General features: G+C 49.5%; 16 protein-coding genes, 3 pseudogenes and 1 riboswitch. Of the genes and pseudogenes, 3 read left to right on the top strand and 16 right to left on the bottom strand.

Annotated features, from left to right (window positions below; genetic code table 11):
* The 11 genes and pseudogenes from thyX to DW965_RS00465 form a co-directional block, all read right to left on the bottom strand.
* Positions 1 to 657, bottom strand: a complete 657-nt coding sequence (gene thyX / locus DW965_RS00515; RefSeq protein ID WP_055266967.1) for an FAD-dependent thymidylate synthase — start codon at positions 655 to 657, stop codon at positions 1 to 3.
* A gap of 16 nt (positions 658 to 673) precedes the next feature.
* A pseudogene (locus tag DW965_RS00510) lies at positions 674 to 1827 on the bottom strand (cysteine desulfurase family protein).
* Positions 1827 to 2579: a 16S rRNA (uracil(1498)-N(3))-methyltransferase gene (locus DW965_RS00505; protein WP_117761423.1), complete on the bottom strand. Its 753-nt coding sequence runs from the start codon at positions 2577 to 2579 to the stop codon at positions 1827 to 1829. The pseudogene DW965_RS00510 and the gene DW965_RS00505 overlap by 1 nt, the downstream one beginning before the upstream one ends.
* A 42-nt stretch (positions 2580 to 2621) precedes the next feature.
* Entirely contained in the window at positions 2622 to 3578 is a 957-nt protein-coding gene (gene prmA, locus DW965_RS00500) for a 50S ribosomal protein L11 methyltransferase (protein ID WP_022461849.1), read from the bottom strand.
* Between the two features lie 112 nt (positions 3579 to 3690).
* A complete protein-coding gene (locus DW965_RS00495; RefSeq protein ID WP_119188685.1) occupies positions 3691 to 3903 on the bottom strand; it encodes a hypothetical protein in 213 nt (70 codons plus the stop codon).
* Positions 3900 to 4232, bottom strand: coding sequence for a hypothetical protein (locus tag DW965_RS00490; protein ID WP_119197891.1), 333 nt, complete (start codon positions 4230 to 4232; stop codon positions 3900 to 3902). The genes DW965_RS00495 and DW965_RS00490 overlap by 4 nt, the downstream gene beginning before the upstream one ends.
* On the bottom strand, positions 4220 to 5050 hold the full coding sequence (locus DW965_RS00485; protein WP_117804627.1) for an MFS transporter: 831 nt from the start codon (positions 5048 to 5050) through the stop codon (positions 4220 to 4222). The genes DW965_RS00490 and DW965_RS00485 overlap by 13 nt, the downstream gene beginning before the upstream one ends.
* Positions 5051 to 5387: 337 nt before the next feature.
* On the bottom strand, positions 5388 to 6257 hold the full coding sequence (gene rfbD, locus DW965_RS00480) for a dTDP-4-dehydrorhamnose reductase (RefSeq protein ID WP_119197890.1): 870 nt from the start codon (positions 6255 to 6257) through the stop codon (positions 5388 to 5390).
* 180 nt (positions 6258 to 6437) lie between these two features.
* Positions 6438 to 7327, bottom strand: a pseudogene (gene rfbA, locus DW965_RS00475) (glucose-1-phosphate thymidylyltransferase RfbA).
* Positions 7328 to 7592: 265 nt separating this feature from the next.
* Complete coding sequence (locus DW965_RS00470; protein WP_022461853.1) at positions 7593 to 8816, bottom strand: chloride channel protein; 1224 nt, start codon at positions 8814 to 8816, stop codon at positions 7593 to 7595.
* A 37-nt stretch (positions 8817 to 8853) separates the two neighbouring features.
* Positions 8854 to 9087: a MarR family transcriptional regulator gene (locus tag DW965_RS00465; protein ID WP_022461854.1), complete on the bottom strand. Its 234-nt coding sequence runs from the start codon at positions 9085 to 9087 to the stop codon at positions 8854 to 8856.
* A 167-nt stretch (positions 9088 to 9254) separates the two neighbouring features.
* On the opposite strand from DW965_RS00465, the gene DW965_RS00460 reads away from it, so the two are divergent.
* Positions 9255 to 9683 carry a hypothetical protein gene (locus DW965_RS00460; RefSeq protein WP_117761427.1) on the top strand — a complete coding sequence of 143 codons (429 nt, stop codon included), beginning with the start codon at positions 9255 to 9257 and terminating at the stop codon, positions 9681 to 9683.
* A 131-nt stretch (positions 9684 to 9814) separates the two neighbouring features.
* Here DW965_RS00460 and DW965_RS00455 read toward each other — a convergent pair.
* Positions 9815 to 10458, bottom strand: a pseudogene (locus DW965_RS00455) (DUF4317 family protein).
* 87 nt (positions 10459 to 10545) lie between these two features.
* Positions 10546 to 10704: a hypothetical protein gene (locus DW965_RS19000; RefSeq protein WP_158565022.1), complete on the bottom strand. Its 159-nt coding sequence runs from the start codon at positions 10702 to 10704 to the stop codon at positions 10546 to 10548.
* Between the two features lie 109 nt (positions 10705 to 10813).
* On the opposite strand from DW965_RS19000, the gene DW965_RS00445 reads away from it, so the two are divergent.
* Positions 10814 to 11731 carry a metallophosphoesterase family protein gene (locus DW965_RS00445; protein ID WP_119197889.1) on the top strand — a complete coding sequence of 306 codons (918 nt, stop codon included), beginning with the start codon at positions 10814 to 10816 and terminating at the stop codon, positions 11729 to 11731.
* A 148-nt stretch (positions 11732 to 11879) separates the two neighbouring features.
* On the opposite strand, the gene dapB is transcribed toward DW965_RS00445, so the two are convergent.
* The 3 genes from dapB to DW965_RS00430 all read right to left on the bottom strand — a co-directional run bounded on the left by dapB (position 11880) and on the right by DW965_RS00430 (position 14578).
* Positions 11880 to 12641, bottom strand: coding sequence for a 4-hydroxy-tetrahydrodipicolinate reductase (gene dapB / locus DW965_RS00440; RefSeq protein WP_117510456.1), 762 nt, complete (start codon positions 12639 to 12641; stop codon positions 11880 to 11882).
* Between the two features lie 35 nt (positions 12642 to 12676).
* On the bottom strand, positions 12677 to 13567 hold the full coding sequence (dapA, locus tag DW965_RS00435; protein ID WP_022461866.1) for a 4-hydroxy-tetrahydrodipicolinate synthase: 891 nt from the start codon (positions 13565 to 13567) through the stop codon (positions 12677 to 12679).
* Between the two features lie 151 nt (positions 13568 to 13718).
* Positions 13719 to 13893: riboswitch (Lysine riboswitch) on the bottom strand.
* Between the two features lie 55 nt (positions 13894 to 13948).
* The gene (locus tag DW965_RS00430) at positions 13949 to 14578 is read right to left on the bottom strand and encodes a single-stranded DNA-binding protein (RefSeq protein ID WP_055220802.1); all 630 of its coding nucleotides are present in this window, start codon (positions 14576 to 14578) and stop codon (positions 13949 to 13951) included.
* A gap of 405 nt (positions 14579 to 14983) precedes the next feature.
* Here DW965_RS00430 and typA point away from each other — a divergent pair, with 405 nt between their 5' ends.
* On the top strand, positions 14984 to 16813 hold the full coding sequence (typA, locus tag DW965_RS00425; RefSeq protein ID WP_119197888.1) for a translational GTPase TypA: 1830 nt from the start codon (positions 14984 to 14986) through the stop codon (positions 16811 to 16813).
* Positions 16814 to 16852: the final 39 nt, after the last annotated feature.

Genomic DNA, 16852 nt, shown 5'->3' with positions numbered 1-16852 from the left:
TTATTCTCCTTTTTTCTCAGCCAGATCGCGGAAGAACAGAGGATATTCCTCAGAAAATTTCTTCAGGATCAGTTCAGATACCTGACGCATCTGCGGATGTGCGGCGTTGGCGCTTCGAAGCCGGATAAAGTGGCGCCACTCTCTTAAGTTCATGGTCATGACGATCTCGGTTTTCAGGGAGTTCGGAAGAATGCTTCTTGCCTCCTCCGGCTTTGCTCCGAGTTCGAGCATCTGGAAGTAATACTGCTCTGCAGCTTCCATTGCTTTCTGCCATACCTCGTATTTTTTACGGTCGTTCTCGTCGTCCAGATCATAGGAAAATCCGGTTGCCAGGTCGATACAGGTGATCTGGTTTCCAAATTTATCTTTCGAATAGTTGCAGTAGCGGGTGCTCTCCTGGCTGTAGCTTGCGATACGGTGGCGGACGATCTCATGGGTCACGCCGCGGTCGCACGTTACTTTTACGGTGATGGAGCCGTGCTCAATGACGGATTCATGGCCGCGTTTGATGATGCCTGCGATGAATTTCTCTGCAGTGCCTTCTCCAATGCGCTCCTCGCTCTTGTAGCAGACTCTTCCGATTTTCTCGATCCGGCGCAGCATATCCTCGTAGGATTCGGTGCTCAGGATTTCAATTTCCGGCTGTATTGTAATCATAATTTTCCTCTTTCTATTATTTCCTGGTAAATCTGCGCAGCATCGGCAGTACCTCGCGCAGCGTATCCAGGGTATAATCAATCTGTTCCAGTGTCGTAAATTCGCTGAAGCTGAACCGCACGGCAGACTCCATCTCGGCTTTCGATGCGCCGATGGCAGTCAGCGTCGGGCTTCCGGCTCTCTTGTGTGATGAGCAGGCGCTTCCGGCGGAAACGTAGATCTGGCGGTCCTCCAGCGTGTGTAGCAGCACTTCACTGCGCACATTTAAGAATGATGCATTGACAATCTGCGGCGCACCCTCTTCTTCCGGCATGCATGGATGACCACATCGTCCAGCTCCCGTAAGCCTTCGATCAGACGGTGTTTGCAGGCACGCATCTGCGCGGTCTGCTCGTCAAAATGCTTGTAAACGATCTCAGCGGATTTCGCAAGGCCTGCGATGCCCGGCACATTGTCGGTTCCGGAACGCATGCCGTTCTGCTGGCCGCCGCCTAAGATCAGCGGACGGATTTTTACTTTCTCATCAATATATAAAAAGCCGCTTCCCTTCGGTCCGTGGATCTTGTGGCCGCTCACGGAGAGCATGTCGATGCCCATCCGTTTCGGATAAATCCGGTATTTGCCGAACGCCTGGATCGCATCGACATGAAAATACGTTTTCGGATTTTTCGCCTTGATTCTGCGTCCGATCTCCCCGATTGGCTCAACAGCACCGATCTCATTGTTGACATACATAATCGAAACGAGAATCGTCTCCGGCGTGATCGCTTCTTCGAGTTCGTTCACATCCACAAGGCCTTCTTTATTTACCGGCAGGCGCGTAATACGGAACCCCTGCTCCTCCAGAAATGCCAGCGGTGCCGACACGGCCGGGTGCTCGATCGCGCTTGTGATAATGTGGTTTCCCGTTCTCTTATTTGCCATTGCTGTTCCGACGAGCGCCCAGTTGTCGGACTCTGTGCCACCGGAGGTAAAGAAAATTTCTTTTTCTTTGACTTTCAGAATCTTTGCCAGCGTTTCCTGGGCGGTTCTGATATATTGTTCTGCTTCTACCCCTTTTTGATGCATCGCAGACGGATTTCCATAATGATTTACCATCAGATCACAGACGAGATCTGCGGTTTCCTGATAAACACAGGTGGTTGCGGAATTGTCCAGATATGCTTCCATTATCTTGTTCGTTCCCTTCCTTCTAAAAGATACACCAGAATGGAAAGCACGGTCATTCCGGCCGTTTCCGTGCGCAGAATGCGCTTTCCGAGCGTAATCGGCTCTACCTTTTCCTTCATGGCCATTTCCACTTCCGCTTCGTCGATGCCGCCCTCCGGTCCGATCAGGATCGCAATAGATTCACCCGGTTCAATGGATTCCAGAATTCTTCTCGTTCCTTCCATCCCCTCTGCGTTCTCATACGGCATCAGGCGAACGTCTGATTCTGCTATCATTGCAAGCGCCTGCTGAAATGTAACAGGCATGTGTACCGTCGGAATCTGCATCCGTTTGGACTGCTTTGCCGCACCAAGCGCGATCGTCTGCCAACGCTCTGCTTTCTTTTCCGCCTTTTTCCGGTCCAGCTTCACAACGCAGCGTTTCATCTCCACCGGAACAATTTCCGTCGCACCAAGTTCCACTGCTTTTTGGATGATCAATTCCATTTTGTCACCTTTTGGCAGACCCTGAAACAGTACAATTCCGGACGGGAGTTCTCTGTCTGCTGCTGTGACTTCTTCTACTGCGGCAAGAACCTCCCCTTCCGGAAAATCCGAAACGGCACAATGATATTCCTTTTCGCCTCCGGTACTGACCAGTATTTTTTCGCCCGGCCGCATGCGGAGCACATTTTTGATGTGATTAACGTCACTGCCCGTGATGTGGACAGTGCCGTCATAAATCTGACTTTCTTCTACAAAAAAACGGTACATGAATCTGTTCTCTTTCTCTTCTGGTGTTTCGCTTTTCTTAATTTACATCGGTTTTCTTGCTGTAACGGAAACCCATTCGCCCTGATGTGTAACTTCAACCACTTCAAGTCCCGCTGCAACGACTGCCTCTTTGACAACTTCCTCTTTCACATCGAGAATGCCGGATGTGATATAAACAGCGCCCGGCTTCATCTGGTGTACGATTACCGGCGTCAGCGGAACGAGAACATCTGCAAGAATATTGGCGGTAACGATATCGTATTTCTCGTATCCGACTCTGTCCTGTACTTCTTTGTCATCAATGATATTTCCGATCATCATATCAAAAGCTTCTACCGGAATTCCATTGACTTCTTTGTTTTCCTCAACCGCAGGAACCGCACACGGATCGAGGTCTGTTCCGACCGCATGACGCGCACCAAGCTTCAGTGCAATAATCGAAAGAATACCGCTTCCGGTTCCGACATCAAGCAGCTCGGTATCCTTTGTCACATATTTCTTTAACTGACGGATGCAAAGCTGTGTTGTCTCATGCATACCCGTTCCAAAGGCTGTGCCCGGATCGATATGGATGATCATTTTATCCCGGTCTTCCGGCTTTACTTCCTCCCAGGACGGGATGATCAGAATGTCGTCCACATAGAACTGTTTGAAATACTGTTTCCAGTTGTTGATCCAGTCCTTGTCCTCTGTCTCAGACTCTGTGATGGTGCACTCTCCAAGGTCCAGGAACTCCTGCATTTCTGCAAGTGCCGCGCGGACATCTGCAAGAACCTTCTCCTTGTCCTCATCCACATCGAGGTAAAAATTCAGGTAGGCAATGCCGTCGTCATCCGGAATATCCGGCATGATATCCACGAACATCTGCTGTTTGTCGCTCTCGGTCAAAGGCTGTTTGTCCTGAATTTCCACGCCTTCGATTCCCACATCGGCCAGAGTGGAGATCACAATGTCTTCCACTTCCGATCTTGTTTTTAATGTAAATTTATTCCATTTCATTGTTTAAACTCCTTTTTGCGCTTCTCTTTTCCATACGTGCAAAGAAAACCACATTTATCATACACGATATCGTTCCTGTTGTAAATGTTATTTTCGGCTTTTACGGCCCGTCTCAATCCGAAATCTTTGTCAGAAAGCCATCTTTTTTCGCCTTCTGATAACGCCATATCAGCCCGAGTGTGGATAAAATGCGAACCCCAAGATCTATCAGGTTGAACCGGTACAGTGCCGTAAGATCTGCCCCAAGTGCCGTATACAGACGGACACCAAGCAACGGCAGAACACTGTTGGTCAGCGTCGTCATCATCGTAAAGAGGCTGATCAAAGCGAACGGTTCTTTTCCGGTGCGGCATTTAAAAGAATCTGTACCGTGCAGAGTGCAACGGCACACTGTGGAGCGTTCAGAACCGTCATCAGAACAATAAAAGTAACCCCGCGGTACGCCAACGGTAAATGTGGAACCAAAATCATAATAACCGGGCAGAAGCAAAGACCGATCCCGGCGAAAATCAGTGCAAAATCCGGCGATTTTTTCCGGACAACCTTCGCGATCATTCCAACTGCCGCAAGCTGACCGATATTGAAAACACCGTTGCAGATGGAAAGTGTCATCTCCGACATTTTGCAGTATTTGACCTGTCCTAAATACCACATGCTCCAGTCAAGCTGCCAGGTGATATAGAAAAAGACCACCGGCACGAAGAACCAGCGCAATGCTTTATTTTTCCCACACTTGTGATCGCCTCCAGCAGGTCAGAAACAGAAAAACGTGAGGATGCATTTCCCGCTTCTGCCGGAGCTTTGCCCTCCTCCTGCTGTTTCACCGGAATTTTTTTGATTGCAGCGGCCTGCAACAAAACGCAGACAGCACACAGATAAAAGAAGCTTCGGAGTACCAGAAGTTTTCCATCGGCCGTGTGGCATCTTCCCATCAGAATCCCGCAGATCACCGGTGCAAGAATGCCAATCACAAACATGAACTGATTCCGAAAGGCATAGACATCGTTTCGCTGCCGCAGTGAAACCGCAGCACCGAACATTGCCTGCCACTGCGCATTGTAAATAGCAAGTGCCCCCGCAGTAAATGCCAGTGATACAAAAAACAGCTCCATACGTCTCTCGCCGAGTGCCGGTACACTTCCAAGAAATGCATAGCCGGCACACATCACAAGAAGCGTAAGCATCGGTATCGTCTTTGTCGACTTCAGACGATCCGCCAGAATTCCAAGCGGCAGCAATGCTGCACACGCTACAATGTTCGGCACCATCTGGATAATGCCGATCTGACTGTCGGTTGCACCCATGTTTGTCGCATACAGATTCAGACCGAAACCGTTAATCGATGTGATATATTGCAGAAATACACCCTCGACGGCAAACAGCAGCATGATCTGCGCAGATGGCGGCATCTTTTTTGCCCGGTAAAACAGACTCTTTTTCATTGCTTCATCCCCCATGCCTTCTTTTGTCATCTTCACGTTCCTGCCCCCTGCCGGATACGTAAAGATTCTGCTTTCATAATGGCAATTGCATGTTCAAATGTCAACAGAAATACCCGGATCCGATGTGAGAATTTTAACGGCATTTTCTGTCAATATTCACAAAAGAAAAAAGGGCATTCTTCCTGTTGAATGCATGGGTTTGGCATAAGAAAAAGGAGCCCCCGTTTTACCTGGGGCTCCGCCTATTGGAAATGTTTATAGCAATCTCAGAAACCAAATTCATCTCCCACCGCAGAACGTGTCTTCTTGCCGGAAGAGGATAAAAAAATTCAGAACTGCTTTTTTGCATTATTTTCGGGGTTTGCTATCAGAATTCGATCTCGCGCAGATATCTGTGCAGCGCATCCTGCCAGGTCGGCAGTTTTTCGAATCCGTTCTCGGTCAGTTTCTCTTTGCTCATGCGGCTGTTGGACGGACGTTTTGCTTTTGCCGGGTACTGGTCAGAGCTTACCGGTGATACACTTACTTTTCCGTAAGCCGGATCGATCTCAGCGGCCTGTTTGAAAATCTCGCAGGCGAACTCATACCAGGAGCAGAGTCCCTCGTTTGTTGCATGGTAGCGGCCGTAGTTCTCTTTCTCTGCCATGTCAACAAGCAGGCGGGACAGGTCGTAGGTGTAGGTCGGGCTTCCTACCTGATCATCTACAACAGTCAGATGATCGTGTGTCTTTCCAAGGTTCAGCATGGTCTTGATGAAGTTCTTTCCGTTCACGCCGAATACCCATGCGATGCGGACGATGTAGAATTTTTTCACCCATTTCTCTACCGCGAGCTCTCCCTCGTATTTCGTCTGGCCGTATACGTTCAGCGGATGACGCTCATCATCCGGCTCCCACGGGCGGGTACCCTGGCCGTCGAATACGTAGTCGGTGGAGATGTAGATCATTTTGCAGTCAAGGTCATGGCAGACTTTTGCGATGTTCTCGGTTCCGACTGCATTGACCTGATGTACTTTTTCTTTTTTGTCATCATCCTCAGCAAGGTCTACAGCGGTCCATGCTGCACAGTGGATTACGCCATCCGGGTTTGCTTCGGTAATGACTTTTCTTACGCTTTCTGCATCGGTGATATCCATTTCTTCAATATCAACGCCGATTCCTTCATGACCGCGTTTTGCAAGTTCATTCATGACGTCATGGCCGAGCTGGCCTTTTACACCTGTTACAAATACTCTCATAATGGTTCTCCTTTTTTCTGATTTTGTTATCGTTATGTTTTGTCTGTCTCTTGTTTTTCAGTCTGATTTTCTGTTTGTACCATGAGTATAAAGGATGACGTTATGTCATGGTCAAGCACTTTTTTCAAAAACTGCCCCGGATTTTTCTTCCGGGGCAGTTTTCTTCAACGCTGTTCGCTTTTATTTGTCGATATATTTTCCGTTCATCACATCCATCAAGTACTGGCCGTACTGGTTTTTCTTCAGTGGCTCGATGTCGGTCAGAAGCTGGTCTTTGCCGATCCAGCCGTTCAGGTAACCGATCTCCTCGAGGCACGCAATCTTGCGGTGCTGATGCGTCTCGATGGTTTTTACGAAGTTGGTTGCCTCTACCAGACTCTCATGTGTACCGGTATCCAGCCAGGTAAAGCCCTGTCCAAGAAGCTCAACGTTCAGGCTGCCGTCTTCCAGATAGATCCGGTTCAGGTCGGTGATCTCAAGTTCTCCGCGCGGTGACGGTTTCAGGTTCTTTGCATACTCTACGACTTTGTTGTCATAGAAGTACAGACCTGTAACACAATAGTTTGATTTCGGTTTCTCCGGTTTCTCTTCGATGGAGATGGCTTTTCCCTCGGAGTCAAATTCTACGATCCCGAAACGCTCCGGATCATCTACATAATAGCCGAATACGGTTGCGCCTTTCCGGTCTCAGCGTTTTCTACTGCTGCTTTCAGGCGTTTGTTCAGACCGTGTCCGAAGAAGATGTTGTCGCCGAGCACCATGGCAACGGAATCATCCCCGATGAACTCCTCGCCGATGATGAAGGCCTGTGCCAGTCCGTCCGGGCTTGGCTGTACCTTGTAGGAAAGCTGTACACCGAACTGATGGCCGTCACCGAGCAGTGCCTCGAAACGCGGGGTGTCCTGCGGGGTGGAGATGATCAGGATGTCGCGGATGCCTGCATTCATAAGAACAGACAGCGGATAATAGATCATCGGCTTGTCATAGATCGGGAGAAGCTGTTTCGATGTTACCATAGTTAACGGATAAAGACGTGTGCCGGAACCTCCGGCAAGTACGATACCTTTCATAATTCGTTACTCCTTTTTCGTATATGATACCTCTAGTATAACCTCATTCCCGGAAACGCGTCAACCCGTATCGTAACGTAACCGTTACTGTTCACTCAGCAGTGAAACACTTGCTGTTTCGCTGCGTAAGAACATGTTTCAGGTGTGAGCAACCCTCCTTTTGCGAAGCAAAACTTTAAATGAGGGTTGCGAATGTTACAGTTCGCTGGGCACCAGTGAACTGTAACACGTAACGGTGTGTGATAACTTTGTGACGTTTCTGTTATCAGCAGCTGTATTTCGTCAGTTTCTGGCGGGAATAGATCGAGCTGTTGCGGTTGAATACGTAGGCCGCGGTGCAGACAATAAAGAAATATGGCAGATAATCGTAGCCAAAAATCTCGCCGCCGATGAAAATAGCCGCCAGTAAGGTATTGGTTCCGCCGCCGAAAACCGCCGCATAGCCAAGCGCCGCGGAAAGCTCCACCGGAATACCGAACAGATTGCCAAGGACTGCTCCCAGGGTTGCTCCGATGGTAAACAGCGGTGTTACCTCGCCGCCCTGAAACCCGGCGGACAGCGTCAGAATTGTCAGGATAAATTTCAGCGCCCAGTCATATGCATATACCTTTTCCCCATGAAATACCGCTTCCACCAGATTCGTTCCAAAGCCGCAATACCGTCCGCGGTACAGAAGCAGGAACAGAATGCTAAGGATAACACCGATGGAGAAAACACGCACCAGCGGATTTTTGATTTTTTCGCCGAGATATTTTTTCGTGTGCTTTAAGCACCAGGCGAAGAGGCCGCCTGTGATTCCAAAAATAATACCAAGTGTAATCAGACGCACCAGCAGGAACGGTGTCAGGCTTTCGCTGATGTGGACAGCCAGATTTTCTTTGCGGATTCCAAGCAGGGAAGCTACAGCGCTCGCAGAGAAAGATGCGGTAAACGCCGGAAGCAGTGCCTCGTACCGCATTTCACCTGCAGCGAGCACTTCTACTGCAAAGATCACAGCTGCAATCGGCGTTCCGAACATGCCCGCAAAGCCGGCAGCCATACCGGTTACCAGAAAGATACCGGGCGCGTTTTTAAACGGTAATTTTTTACCGGCAAAATAGGAAAACACAGCACCGATCTGAACGGCAACACCCTCCCTGCCGGCACTTCCACCGAACAGATGCGTCAACGCCGTTGAGAGCATTGCCAGCGGAATCATGCAAAGCGGAAGCTCTGTCTCCTCCTCATACGCTACATCAAAAATCAGACTCATGCCTCCTTTTCCCCTGCCACCGAATTTCTGATTGACTGCCACGATCACAAGACCTGCCATAGCGAGAAACGGCAGACACCAGAAAAGATGTGCCACGCGAATAGCCGTGACTTTCAAAAGCAGACGGCAGAACAGCGCCTCAATCAGACCGACTGCCGCACCGAGCGGAACGCCGGTCACACCGAGCAGCAGCAGGGCGCCGTAGGTGCGAAGGGATTTCTTCAGTTCTTCTTTCATTCTCTTTCTCTCCTTTTCGAATTCTGCTGTTATCATATCACGAAGCGGACAGATTGTGAACTATGGATACCTTTTCCTCCATACTCTTTGCCAGTGCGTCGGCAAATTTTTCCTGCATCCGGATTGCTTCTGTCATCTCCTGCTCCGTAAACTGCGCCGCAGCTTCCTCCTCGGACTGAAACAGCGGAAGAACCAGCTCTCTCGCATACTGTTTTCCCGTTTCAGTCAGACTGATGATTTTTTCCCGCCGGTTTGCCGGATTGACTTCCATTTCGATATATCCTGTTTTCGTTTTTAGTCCGTTTTCGTACTTTTTGTTTTAGTGTTTTTTTCTTCCTTTGTCAAGATTTCCAAAAGCCTCTTTTTTCCGTATATTTTCCGGCATTTTTCAAATACTAGCAACTGTCCAGACACTGTTAGGGAAAGGAGATTTTGAAGATGAGAAAAATCAGAAGAGTGTATATGACGCTGGCATTGGCGGTATTACTGGCCGGGATGACGGCCTGTGGAAACAACACCACGAATGACACCGGAAATGGCAATACCAACACGGAGAGCGACATGGGACAGACGGATAACAGAAACGATGTCAATACGACAGAGATGCCGTCAAACGACAATGTAAATGATGTGACGGAGGGCACCGATGGGAATGCCAACGGTACGAACGGTACAAATACCGGGGATGGAAATACCCTTGGGGATGATGTCGGCGACGCCGCTGAAGATGTGACCCGTGGTGTCGGTGAGGGCGTTGAGGATGTCGGCCGCGCGGTGGACGATGTGGTAAGCGGCGGCGACAATGAGACGCAGAATCCGCAGGAAAACGGAGCAACTACACAGAATGGAGCGGGGATGGCACAGTAAATATGCACTTCTGCTGCTCCCGTATCTAAAAAACTTCCCTTGGCGAACGATATATGCAGGTTCGCCGGGAAGTTTTTTTACTGCCAGGCACATCAGCACCTGGTTTAATCCGTCAATTTTGATTTTTTCTTTTACAGACCGCATCTGAATTTTCTGCCCTTCGCGCCAAGAATGCTGGCCATCCGATCGCCCCACGCTGCACGCTCTGCATAAATATCAACCCGTTCCAGATCTCCGCTCCGGTCCACAAAGGCAGGGAACAGGAATCCACAGATAGGATTTCCCGGCTCGTATTCTCCAACCAGCGGGCAGACAGCGCAGATCAGATAGGGGAACATCTCCTCGGATTCCCCCAGGCGCTCTTTATCGGAAGCCTTTGCAGGAATATCATACCGGTCATAAAACATGTAAATGGCATAAGCCCCGTGAATCTGCAATCCTTCGATCAGGATATCATAGAACGTTTCCAACAGCGCATCGTTCTTCAGTCCGCATTCCCGCAGCGCCATCAGCATCTGCCAGATACTGCCCGGCCCCTGGGATGTTTCCGGAAACGGTATTCCCGCAGCTTCTCATTCGATTCCGCAAACGGAATTTTCTTGGCAATCGCCAGATTCCTGGCCTTTTCCGAACCGGACAGTTTCAGAAAATGAATGTTGAAACTGCCGTCATACTCCCCATCCGAATCCGTATAGCAACCCGCCATCCGCACAAACGAAGTCCGCGCCGGCGTCATCCTCCTCGTCAGCTCCAGCATGTCTTCCCGATTAATCATACATTCCCTCCGACAGTAAATATATTCGAAACTCTCTGCCTTTGATCTTATCATAACATGCTTTTTCTGTCAGCAAGTTTTTCGGAATCAGATGGGATACTTATTGACCAGCTTCTTAAATTCCGCCACAGACACTGCCATACAGTCGGCGGCATCCTGAATGCTGATCGTTCCTTTTTTTAATAAATTTGATAACACCTCAAGTTTGCCTTTTTCAATGCCTTCCGTTTTGCTGTCTTCCATCATTTCATCAATTGCCTGGCTTATATTTTTATAAATTGCGTTCCTTCTCACCATTTGATAAAATCAAGACAGTATCTCGCATTTTATGATTTTGACATAGAAAGGAAAACACATGACATTAGCAGTAATCAGTGATCTTCATGGGAATTATTATGCACTCTCGGAGGTGATGGAGTTTCTTCGCAGGCAGCAAATTGACGGTATCATCGGGCTGGGGGATTTTGTGACGGATGGGCCGTTTCCGCAGAGGATGATGGGGGTGCTCCGCGAAATGCAGGAGGAGTTTCCGTGCTATCTGGTGCGCGGCAACCGGGAGGAATATCTGCTTGAGAATCTCTGGCAGCCGCAGAACTGGAAGGCGGGTTCTTCGACGAGCGGGCTTCTGGATTACACGTTTCGGAATCTTACCGAGCAGGATCTAAAATTTTTTGAGCAGCTGCCGACAGACGGTGTTCTGATTGGAAAGCTGGATGAAGCCGGGAAACTGGTTCCCGTTTTTGTGCCGCAGGAAGAAGTTACACCGGACACCTGCCGTGAATCCCTTTTCCCGGCACTTCGGCTCTGCCACGGCGCACCTGGTGAAATCCGAGGGAATTTCGGGCTGCATCCGGAGCTCCTGCTTTCTCATCTGGAAAATCTCGATGCCTCCATCCTGCTTGGCGGCCACAGCCACAAGCAGGAACAGAAAGAATACGCAGGAAAAACGTATCTGAATCCAGGATCCCTTGGGCTTGCGCTTGATGATGTCGGCGGCCATGCGCACTTCGCAATTCTGACGTTGGAAAACAGCACATGGCAGATCGAATGTTTTCAGATCCCCTATGATCTCGAGGGCTATCTCGCCGAGTTCGACCGTGCCGAACTGGAAACCCACGGCAGTGTACTTGCCCGCTCCTTAAAGCGGACGCTGACCTGCGGTATCAATTACTTTTATCTCACGGTAAAACGGGTGCGGGAACTTGCGGATGCACTGGCGCTGACTGATCTTGACGAAGAGCTCTGGGAAAAAGCGGAACGGGAGCTGAAATAGATTTTTTGACAGAGGAACGTATTCCTATTACACTGCATAAGTGAAAAAACTCATTGGCTAAAACAGAAAAGCAGCTCGAAAGAAAGCAGGCTGTGCAACTGCACACAGCCTGCCTTCTTTTTTATCTTTTCTATTTCCTGCTTCTGCCTTACTTCGCAGCAATCACATCCTGCATATCATACATACCGGCTGGCTTTCCAGCCAGGAATTTTGCGGCCTCTACTGCACCTTTTCCAAAAACTCCCTTGGAATATGCTCTGTGGGACAGGGTAACAACCTCGTCCGGGCCTGCGAAGATGACGTCGTGGTCGCCGACGATGGTGCCGCCGCGTACAGCAGAGATTCCGATTTCTTTCGGGTCACGCTGCTCGTGGCGCTGGCTTCTGTCGTATACGTAGTGGTACTGGTTGTCCATTGCCGCGTTCAGGCTGTCTGCCAGGGCGATGGCGGTTCCGCTTGGAGCGTCGCATTTCAGTTTGTGGTGTTTCTCCACGATCTCCATATCAAAGCCTGCTTCGGCAAGCACTTTTGCAGCTGCCTGTACCAGTTTCATCAGCGTATTCACACCAAGGGACATATTTGCAGAGCGGAGAACCGGGATTTCTTTGCTGGTCTCCTGCACTTTTTTGAGCTGATCCTCGGTGAGGCCTGTGGTGCAGAGGACGAGTGGAAGTTTTTTCTCCTTGCAGGCATCGAGCAGTGCGTCGGCTGCCTTGTAGGAAGAAAAGTCAACGACTACGTCTGCCGGAACATCGCATTCTGCCAGGCTTTTGAATACCGGATAATCGTTCTGGCCGTTGTCGTTCATATCGATTCCGGCTATGATTTCTGCATTTGCATCTTCTTTTACCAGGCCGGTGATGACCTGTCCCATATGGCCGTTGCAGCCATGCATAATAATTTTAACCATTGTCTTTTTCCTTCTTTACTTCGTGTATTCTTAACTTAAGCCAGTTTGATTCCAAAATCTTTCATAGCCTTTGCCAGGCGCTCCTGGTTCTGCGGCTCCATCTCGGTCAACGGCAGGCGAAGCGGTCCAACCTCTTTGCCCATCAGGTTCAGCGCTGCTTTTACCGGAATCGGGTTTACTTCGCAGAACAGCGCATCGATGAGCGGCAGTGCTCTCAGCTGGATTTCTCTGGATCCGGCCACATCGCCGTCGAGGAATTTCTGTACCATGTCGTGGGTCTCACGCGGTGCTACGTTGGAAAGAACGGAGATTACACCGCTTCCGCCAAGGGAAAGGATCGGCACAACCTGATCGTCGTTTCCGGAGTACAGATCGATCTTTCCATCGGTCAGCTGCATAATTTTTGCGACCTGGGAAATGTTTCCGGAAGCCTCTTTGACTGCAACGATATTCTCAACGTTGTTGAACAGATAGACGATCGTTTCCGGTGCAATGTTTACGCCGGTTCTGCCCTGAATGTTGTAAAGGATGACCGGCACTTTGACGCTGTCTGCGATTGCGGTAAAGTGTGCAATCAGGCCCTTCTGTGTTGCTTTATTGTAATACGGAGAAACGAGAAGAAGTCCGTCCACGCCGTATTTTTCTGCTTCCTGAGACAGATAAATTGCTGTCTCCGTGCTGTTGGAGCCGGTTCCTGCAATTACCGGGATTCTGTGATTTACTTTTTCCACGGTATATTTGATGGCATCCAGATGCTCCTCATGGGACAGGGTCGAAGCCTCACCGGTGGTTCCGCAGATAACGATGGCGTCGGTTCCGCCGGCGATCTGCTCCTCAATCAGTTCTCCGAGTTTTTCGTAATTCACTTCCTGTGTTTCGGTCATCGGTGTGATAATTGCAACAGCTGCACCTTTAAAAATAGACATTCTCTTTTCCTCCTGTATGTTGTGTCAGATAAAACCATAAGAAATCAGTCGCCGGAGCTTATCTCCCACGGAAAATTTCACTTTCCGTTTAAAAAAGAGGCGCCTCATCCCAGATAAGATCGCCTCCAAATTCACACATACGCAGTATCTATGATCAGATAGCTCTCCATCTCTCGATGACAGTCGCAGATTTTTTCAACCTGCGCCCAGGAGCATACCGGTTCAGCGCCGGATGTCCTTCGGCATTCTTCCCTTTTCCTCTTCTTCTTTTGCTGCTGAGGCATCCGAAAAGGTACTCTTGAAGTAATGCGACCTCTATCCACTTCAGTTCTGCTTTTACTATAGCATCATTAAATTTTCTTGTCAACAGCGGATCGCGCTTTAACTCTCACTATATTCCAGCTTGCTCACCGAAACCTCATATGCAGTCCGCTTTTCCATTTCCGTCTCGCTCAGCCGCTTCATATATTCCCGGCTCTGGATCCGTCCCCAGATGAGAACGTGGCCGCCCACGGCAAACGCAGAGGCATACCGCGCATTCCGTCCCCAGCAGATGCACGGGATATAATCTGATTTTCCATACGGACGGTTGACCGCGATCAGAAGGTCGGCGATCTCTCTTCCCAGAGGTGTTTTCCGGTAGACCGGCGGTTTACATATGTATCCATCGAGGTAAATCTGGTTGGATTTGACGGAATCGTCCTCTTCCTCCACGAAGCTTAATTCCCGCGCAAATACGGAGAGTACCAGACGGTTCTTCTTCTCCTCGTGGCGGTTGTAGGACCGGAACTGACCGCTGATGCAGATCCACTCACCCTGGTAATCCTGTGATACGTCCACCAGCCGCTCGGAGACCATCACCGGAATGATGTCCTGCGATTCACTCAACCGCTTGACCATCACATCGACGAGGTAAAAGCCCTCTCCGAATACCTGATGGCTGAATGTAAACGGGGAGACAATCTCTCCCATGATAACCACCTGATTGTTTTCAATCATCTTGTCTGCCATAATGAAAATCCCCTTCCTTTGTCTTTTCTTTCTGAATATTGATTTCTGATCGGTACTTTGCTGATCTATAATCCTAATGTATGAACCACATTTCTTTTTCAGAACCACTTTTTTCCAGATTTTTTTATTTCTATTCAAATCAGCATTCTGCCCAATTTTTTGTATATGTTTCTGTAAAAACCGCACCACATGCTTCGTATTTTCTACCATTGCAATACAAAAAATGTCACATCTTCCCTGTTTTTTTTCTCTGTTCTGTGCTATAATAGTTCAGATAGGCAGGCATCCAGCAGAGACAAAACGGCAAGGCACCTGCCTTTGTGCTGTGATAAACATTCCCGGCCGGCTTGAAATTTTGAAAAATTGAACCCGGCAGGGTCAACTCATAGGAAGAGGAATGAAGAAATGAAAACAACGAGAGAAGATGTAAGAAACGTTGCCATCATCGCCCATGTCGATCATGGTAAAACTACACTGGTAGACGAGCTTCTGAAACAGAGCGGCGTTTTCCGTGCCAATCAGGAGGTTCAGGAACGTGTCATGGACTCGAACGATATCGAGCGTGAGCGTGGAATCACCATTCTTTCCAAAAATACAGCAGTTTACTACAAAGGAACGAAAATCAACATCATCGACACCCCAGGCCATGCGGACTTCGGCGGCGAGGTTGAGCGAGTTCTGAAAATGGTAGACGGCGTTATTCTGGTTGTAGACGCATTCGAGGGCGCTATGCCGCAGACCAAATTCGTGCTGAAAAAAGCACTCGAGCTGGATCTGTCCGTTATCGTCTGCATCAACAAGATCGACCGCCCGGAAGCACGCCCGGATGAAGTTATCGACGAAGTGCTCGAGCTTCTGATGGACCTCGATGCATCTGACGAACAGCTTGACTGTCCGTTTCTGTACGCATCCGCAAAGATGGGTCATGCCGTACTCGATCTGAACGATACCCCGAAGGATATGACTCCTCTGTTCGAGACCATCCTGAAATACATCCCGGCTCCGACCGGCGATCCGGAAGCTGGCACACAGCTTCTGATCAGTACCATCGACTACAACGAATACGTTGGACGTATCGGTGTCGGCAAAGTTGAAAACGGAACGATCCGCGTGAACCAGGACGTTATGCTGGTCAACCACCACGATCTGACCAAGAAGAAAAAAGTAAAGGTCAGCAAACTGTATGAATTTGACGGACTGAAAAAAGTAGAGGTTACTGAGGCAGGCATCGGTTCTATCGTTGCTGTTTCCGGTATCCCGGATATCCACATCGGAGATACTCTCTGCGGCGATCTGGACAACCCGGTTTCCATCCCGTTCCAGAAAATCTCCGAGCCGACTATTTCCATGAACTTCATCGTAAACGACAGCCCGCTGGCCGGTAAAGAAGGTAAATACGTAACTTCCCGCCACCTGCGTGACCGTCTGATGCGTGAGCTGAACACTGACGTTTCTCTCCGCGTCGAGGAGACTGATTCCGCAGACTGCTTCAAGGTTTCCGGCCGTGGTGAGCTGCATCTGTCCGTCCTGATCGAAAACATGCGCCGTGAGGGATATGAGTTCGCAGTAAGTAAGGCAGAGGTTATCTACAAAGAGGACGAGCGCGGACGCAAACTCGAGCCAATGGAAATCGCATACGTTGACGTTCCGGACGAGTTCTCCGGTACTGTCATCCAGCTCCTCAGCGAGCGTAAAGGCGAGCTTCACGGCATGAGCCGCGCAAGCGATGGTTCCACCCGTCTGGAGTTCGAAATCCCGGCACGAGGCCTGATTGGTTTCCGTGGACTCTTCATGACCTCCACCAAAGGAACTGGTATCCTGAACACCGAGTTTGAAGATTACGCACCGTACAAGGGCGACATTGAATACCGCAAACAAGGTTCCCTGATCGCTTTCGAGGCAGGCGAGTCCGTTACCTACGGTCTGTACTCCGCACAGGAGCGCGGTACTCTGTTCATCGGACCTGGCGAGAAGGTTTACGCCGGTATGGTCATCGGACAGAACGGAAAAGCCGAGGATATCGAGCTGAACGTCTGCAAAACGAAGCACCTGACCAACACCCGTACGTCCTCCTCCGACGAGGCACTGCGTCTGACTCCGCCGAGAATCCTTTCCCTCGAGCAGGCTCTGGACTTCATCGACAAGGACGAGCTTCTTGAGGTTACTCCGGTTTCCTTACGTATCCGTAAGAAAGAGCTGGATTCCAGACTTCGTAAGAGAGCGGCAATGAAATAAATTTTCATAAAATGACATAAGAACCGCCGGTTCACTCTT

The sequence above is a fragment of the Blautia sp. AM47-4 genome, assembly GCF_003479865.1.
Classification (GTDB): Bacteria; Bacillota; Clostridia; order Lachnospirales; family Lachnospiraceae; genus Fusicatenibacter; species Fusicatenibacter saccharivorans.
The sequence above is the reverse complement of the archived record's forward strand: the minus strand, read 5'-3'. Positions and strand labels throughout refer to the sequence as shown.

Bases quoted from the DNA above. Each gene is read 5' to 3' on its own strand.
- DW965_RS00470 (WP_022461853.1), bottom strand. From the start codon at position 8,816: ATGAAAGAAGAACTGAAGAAATCCCTTCGCACCTACGGCGCCCTGCTG.
- typA (WP_119197888.1), top strand. From the start codon at position 14,984: ATGAAAACAACGAGAGAAGATGTAAGAAACGTTGCCATCATCGCCCAT.
- DW965_RS00465 (WP_022461854.1), bottom strand. From the start codon at position 9,087: ATGGAAGTCAATCCGGCAAACCGGCGGGAAAAAATCATCAGTCTGACT.
- thyX (WP_055266967.1), bottom strand. From the start codon at position 657: ATGATTACAATACAGCCGGAAATTGAAATCCTGAGCACCGAATCCTAC.
- dapA (WP_022461866.1), bottom strand. From the start codon at position 13,567: ATGTCTATTTTTAAAGGTGCAGCTGTTGCAATTATCACACCGATGACC.
- DW965_RS00490 (WP_119197891.1), bottom strand. From the start codon at position 4,232: ATGTGGTATTTAGGACAGGTCAAATACTGCAAAATGTCGGAGATGACA.
- rfbD (WP_119197890.1), bottom strand. From the start codon at position 6,257: ATGAGAGTATTTGTAACAGGTGTAAAAGGCCAGCTCGGCCATGACGTC.
- DW965_RS00505 (WP_117761423.1), bottom strand. From the start codon at position 2,579: ATGTACCGTTTTTTTGTAGAAGAAAGTCAGATTTATGACGGCACTGTC.
- prmA (WP_022461849.1), bottom strand. From the start codon at position 3,578: ATGAAATGGAATAAATTTACATTAAAAACAAGATCGGAAGTGGAAGAC.
- DW965_RS00485 (WP_117804627.1), bottom strand. From the start codon at position 5,050: ATGACAAAAGAAGGCATGGGGGATGAAGCAATGAAAAAGAGTCTGTTT.
- DW965_RS19000 (WP_158565022.1), bottom strand. From the start codon at position 10,704: ATGATGGAAGACAGCAAAACGGAAGGCATTGAAAAAGGCAAACTTGAG.
- dapB (WP_117510456.1), bottom strand. From the start codon at position 12,641: ATGGTTAAAATTATTATGCATGGCTGCAACGGCCATATGGGACAGGTC.
- DW965_RS00460 (WP_117761427.1), top strand. From the start codon at position 9,255: ATGAGAAAAATCAGAAGAGTGTATATGACGCTGGCATTGGCGGTATTA.
- DW965_RS00430 (WP_055220802.1), bottom strand. From the start codon at position 14,578: ATGGCAGACAAGATGATTGAAAACAATCAGGTGGTTATCATGGGAGAG.
- DW965_RS00445 (WP_119197889.1), top strand. From the start codon at position 10,814: ATGACATTAGCAGTAATCAGTGATCTTCATGGGAATTATTATGCACTC.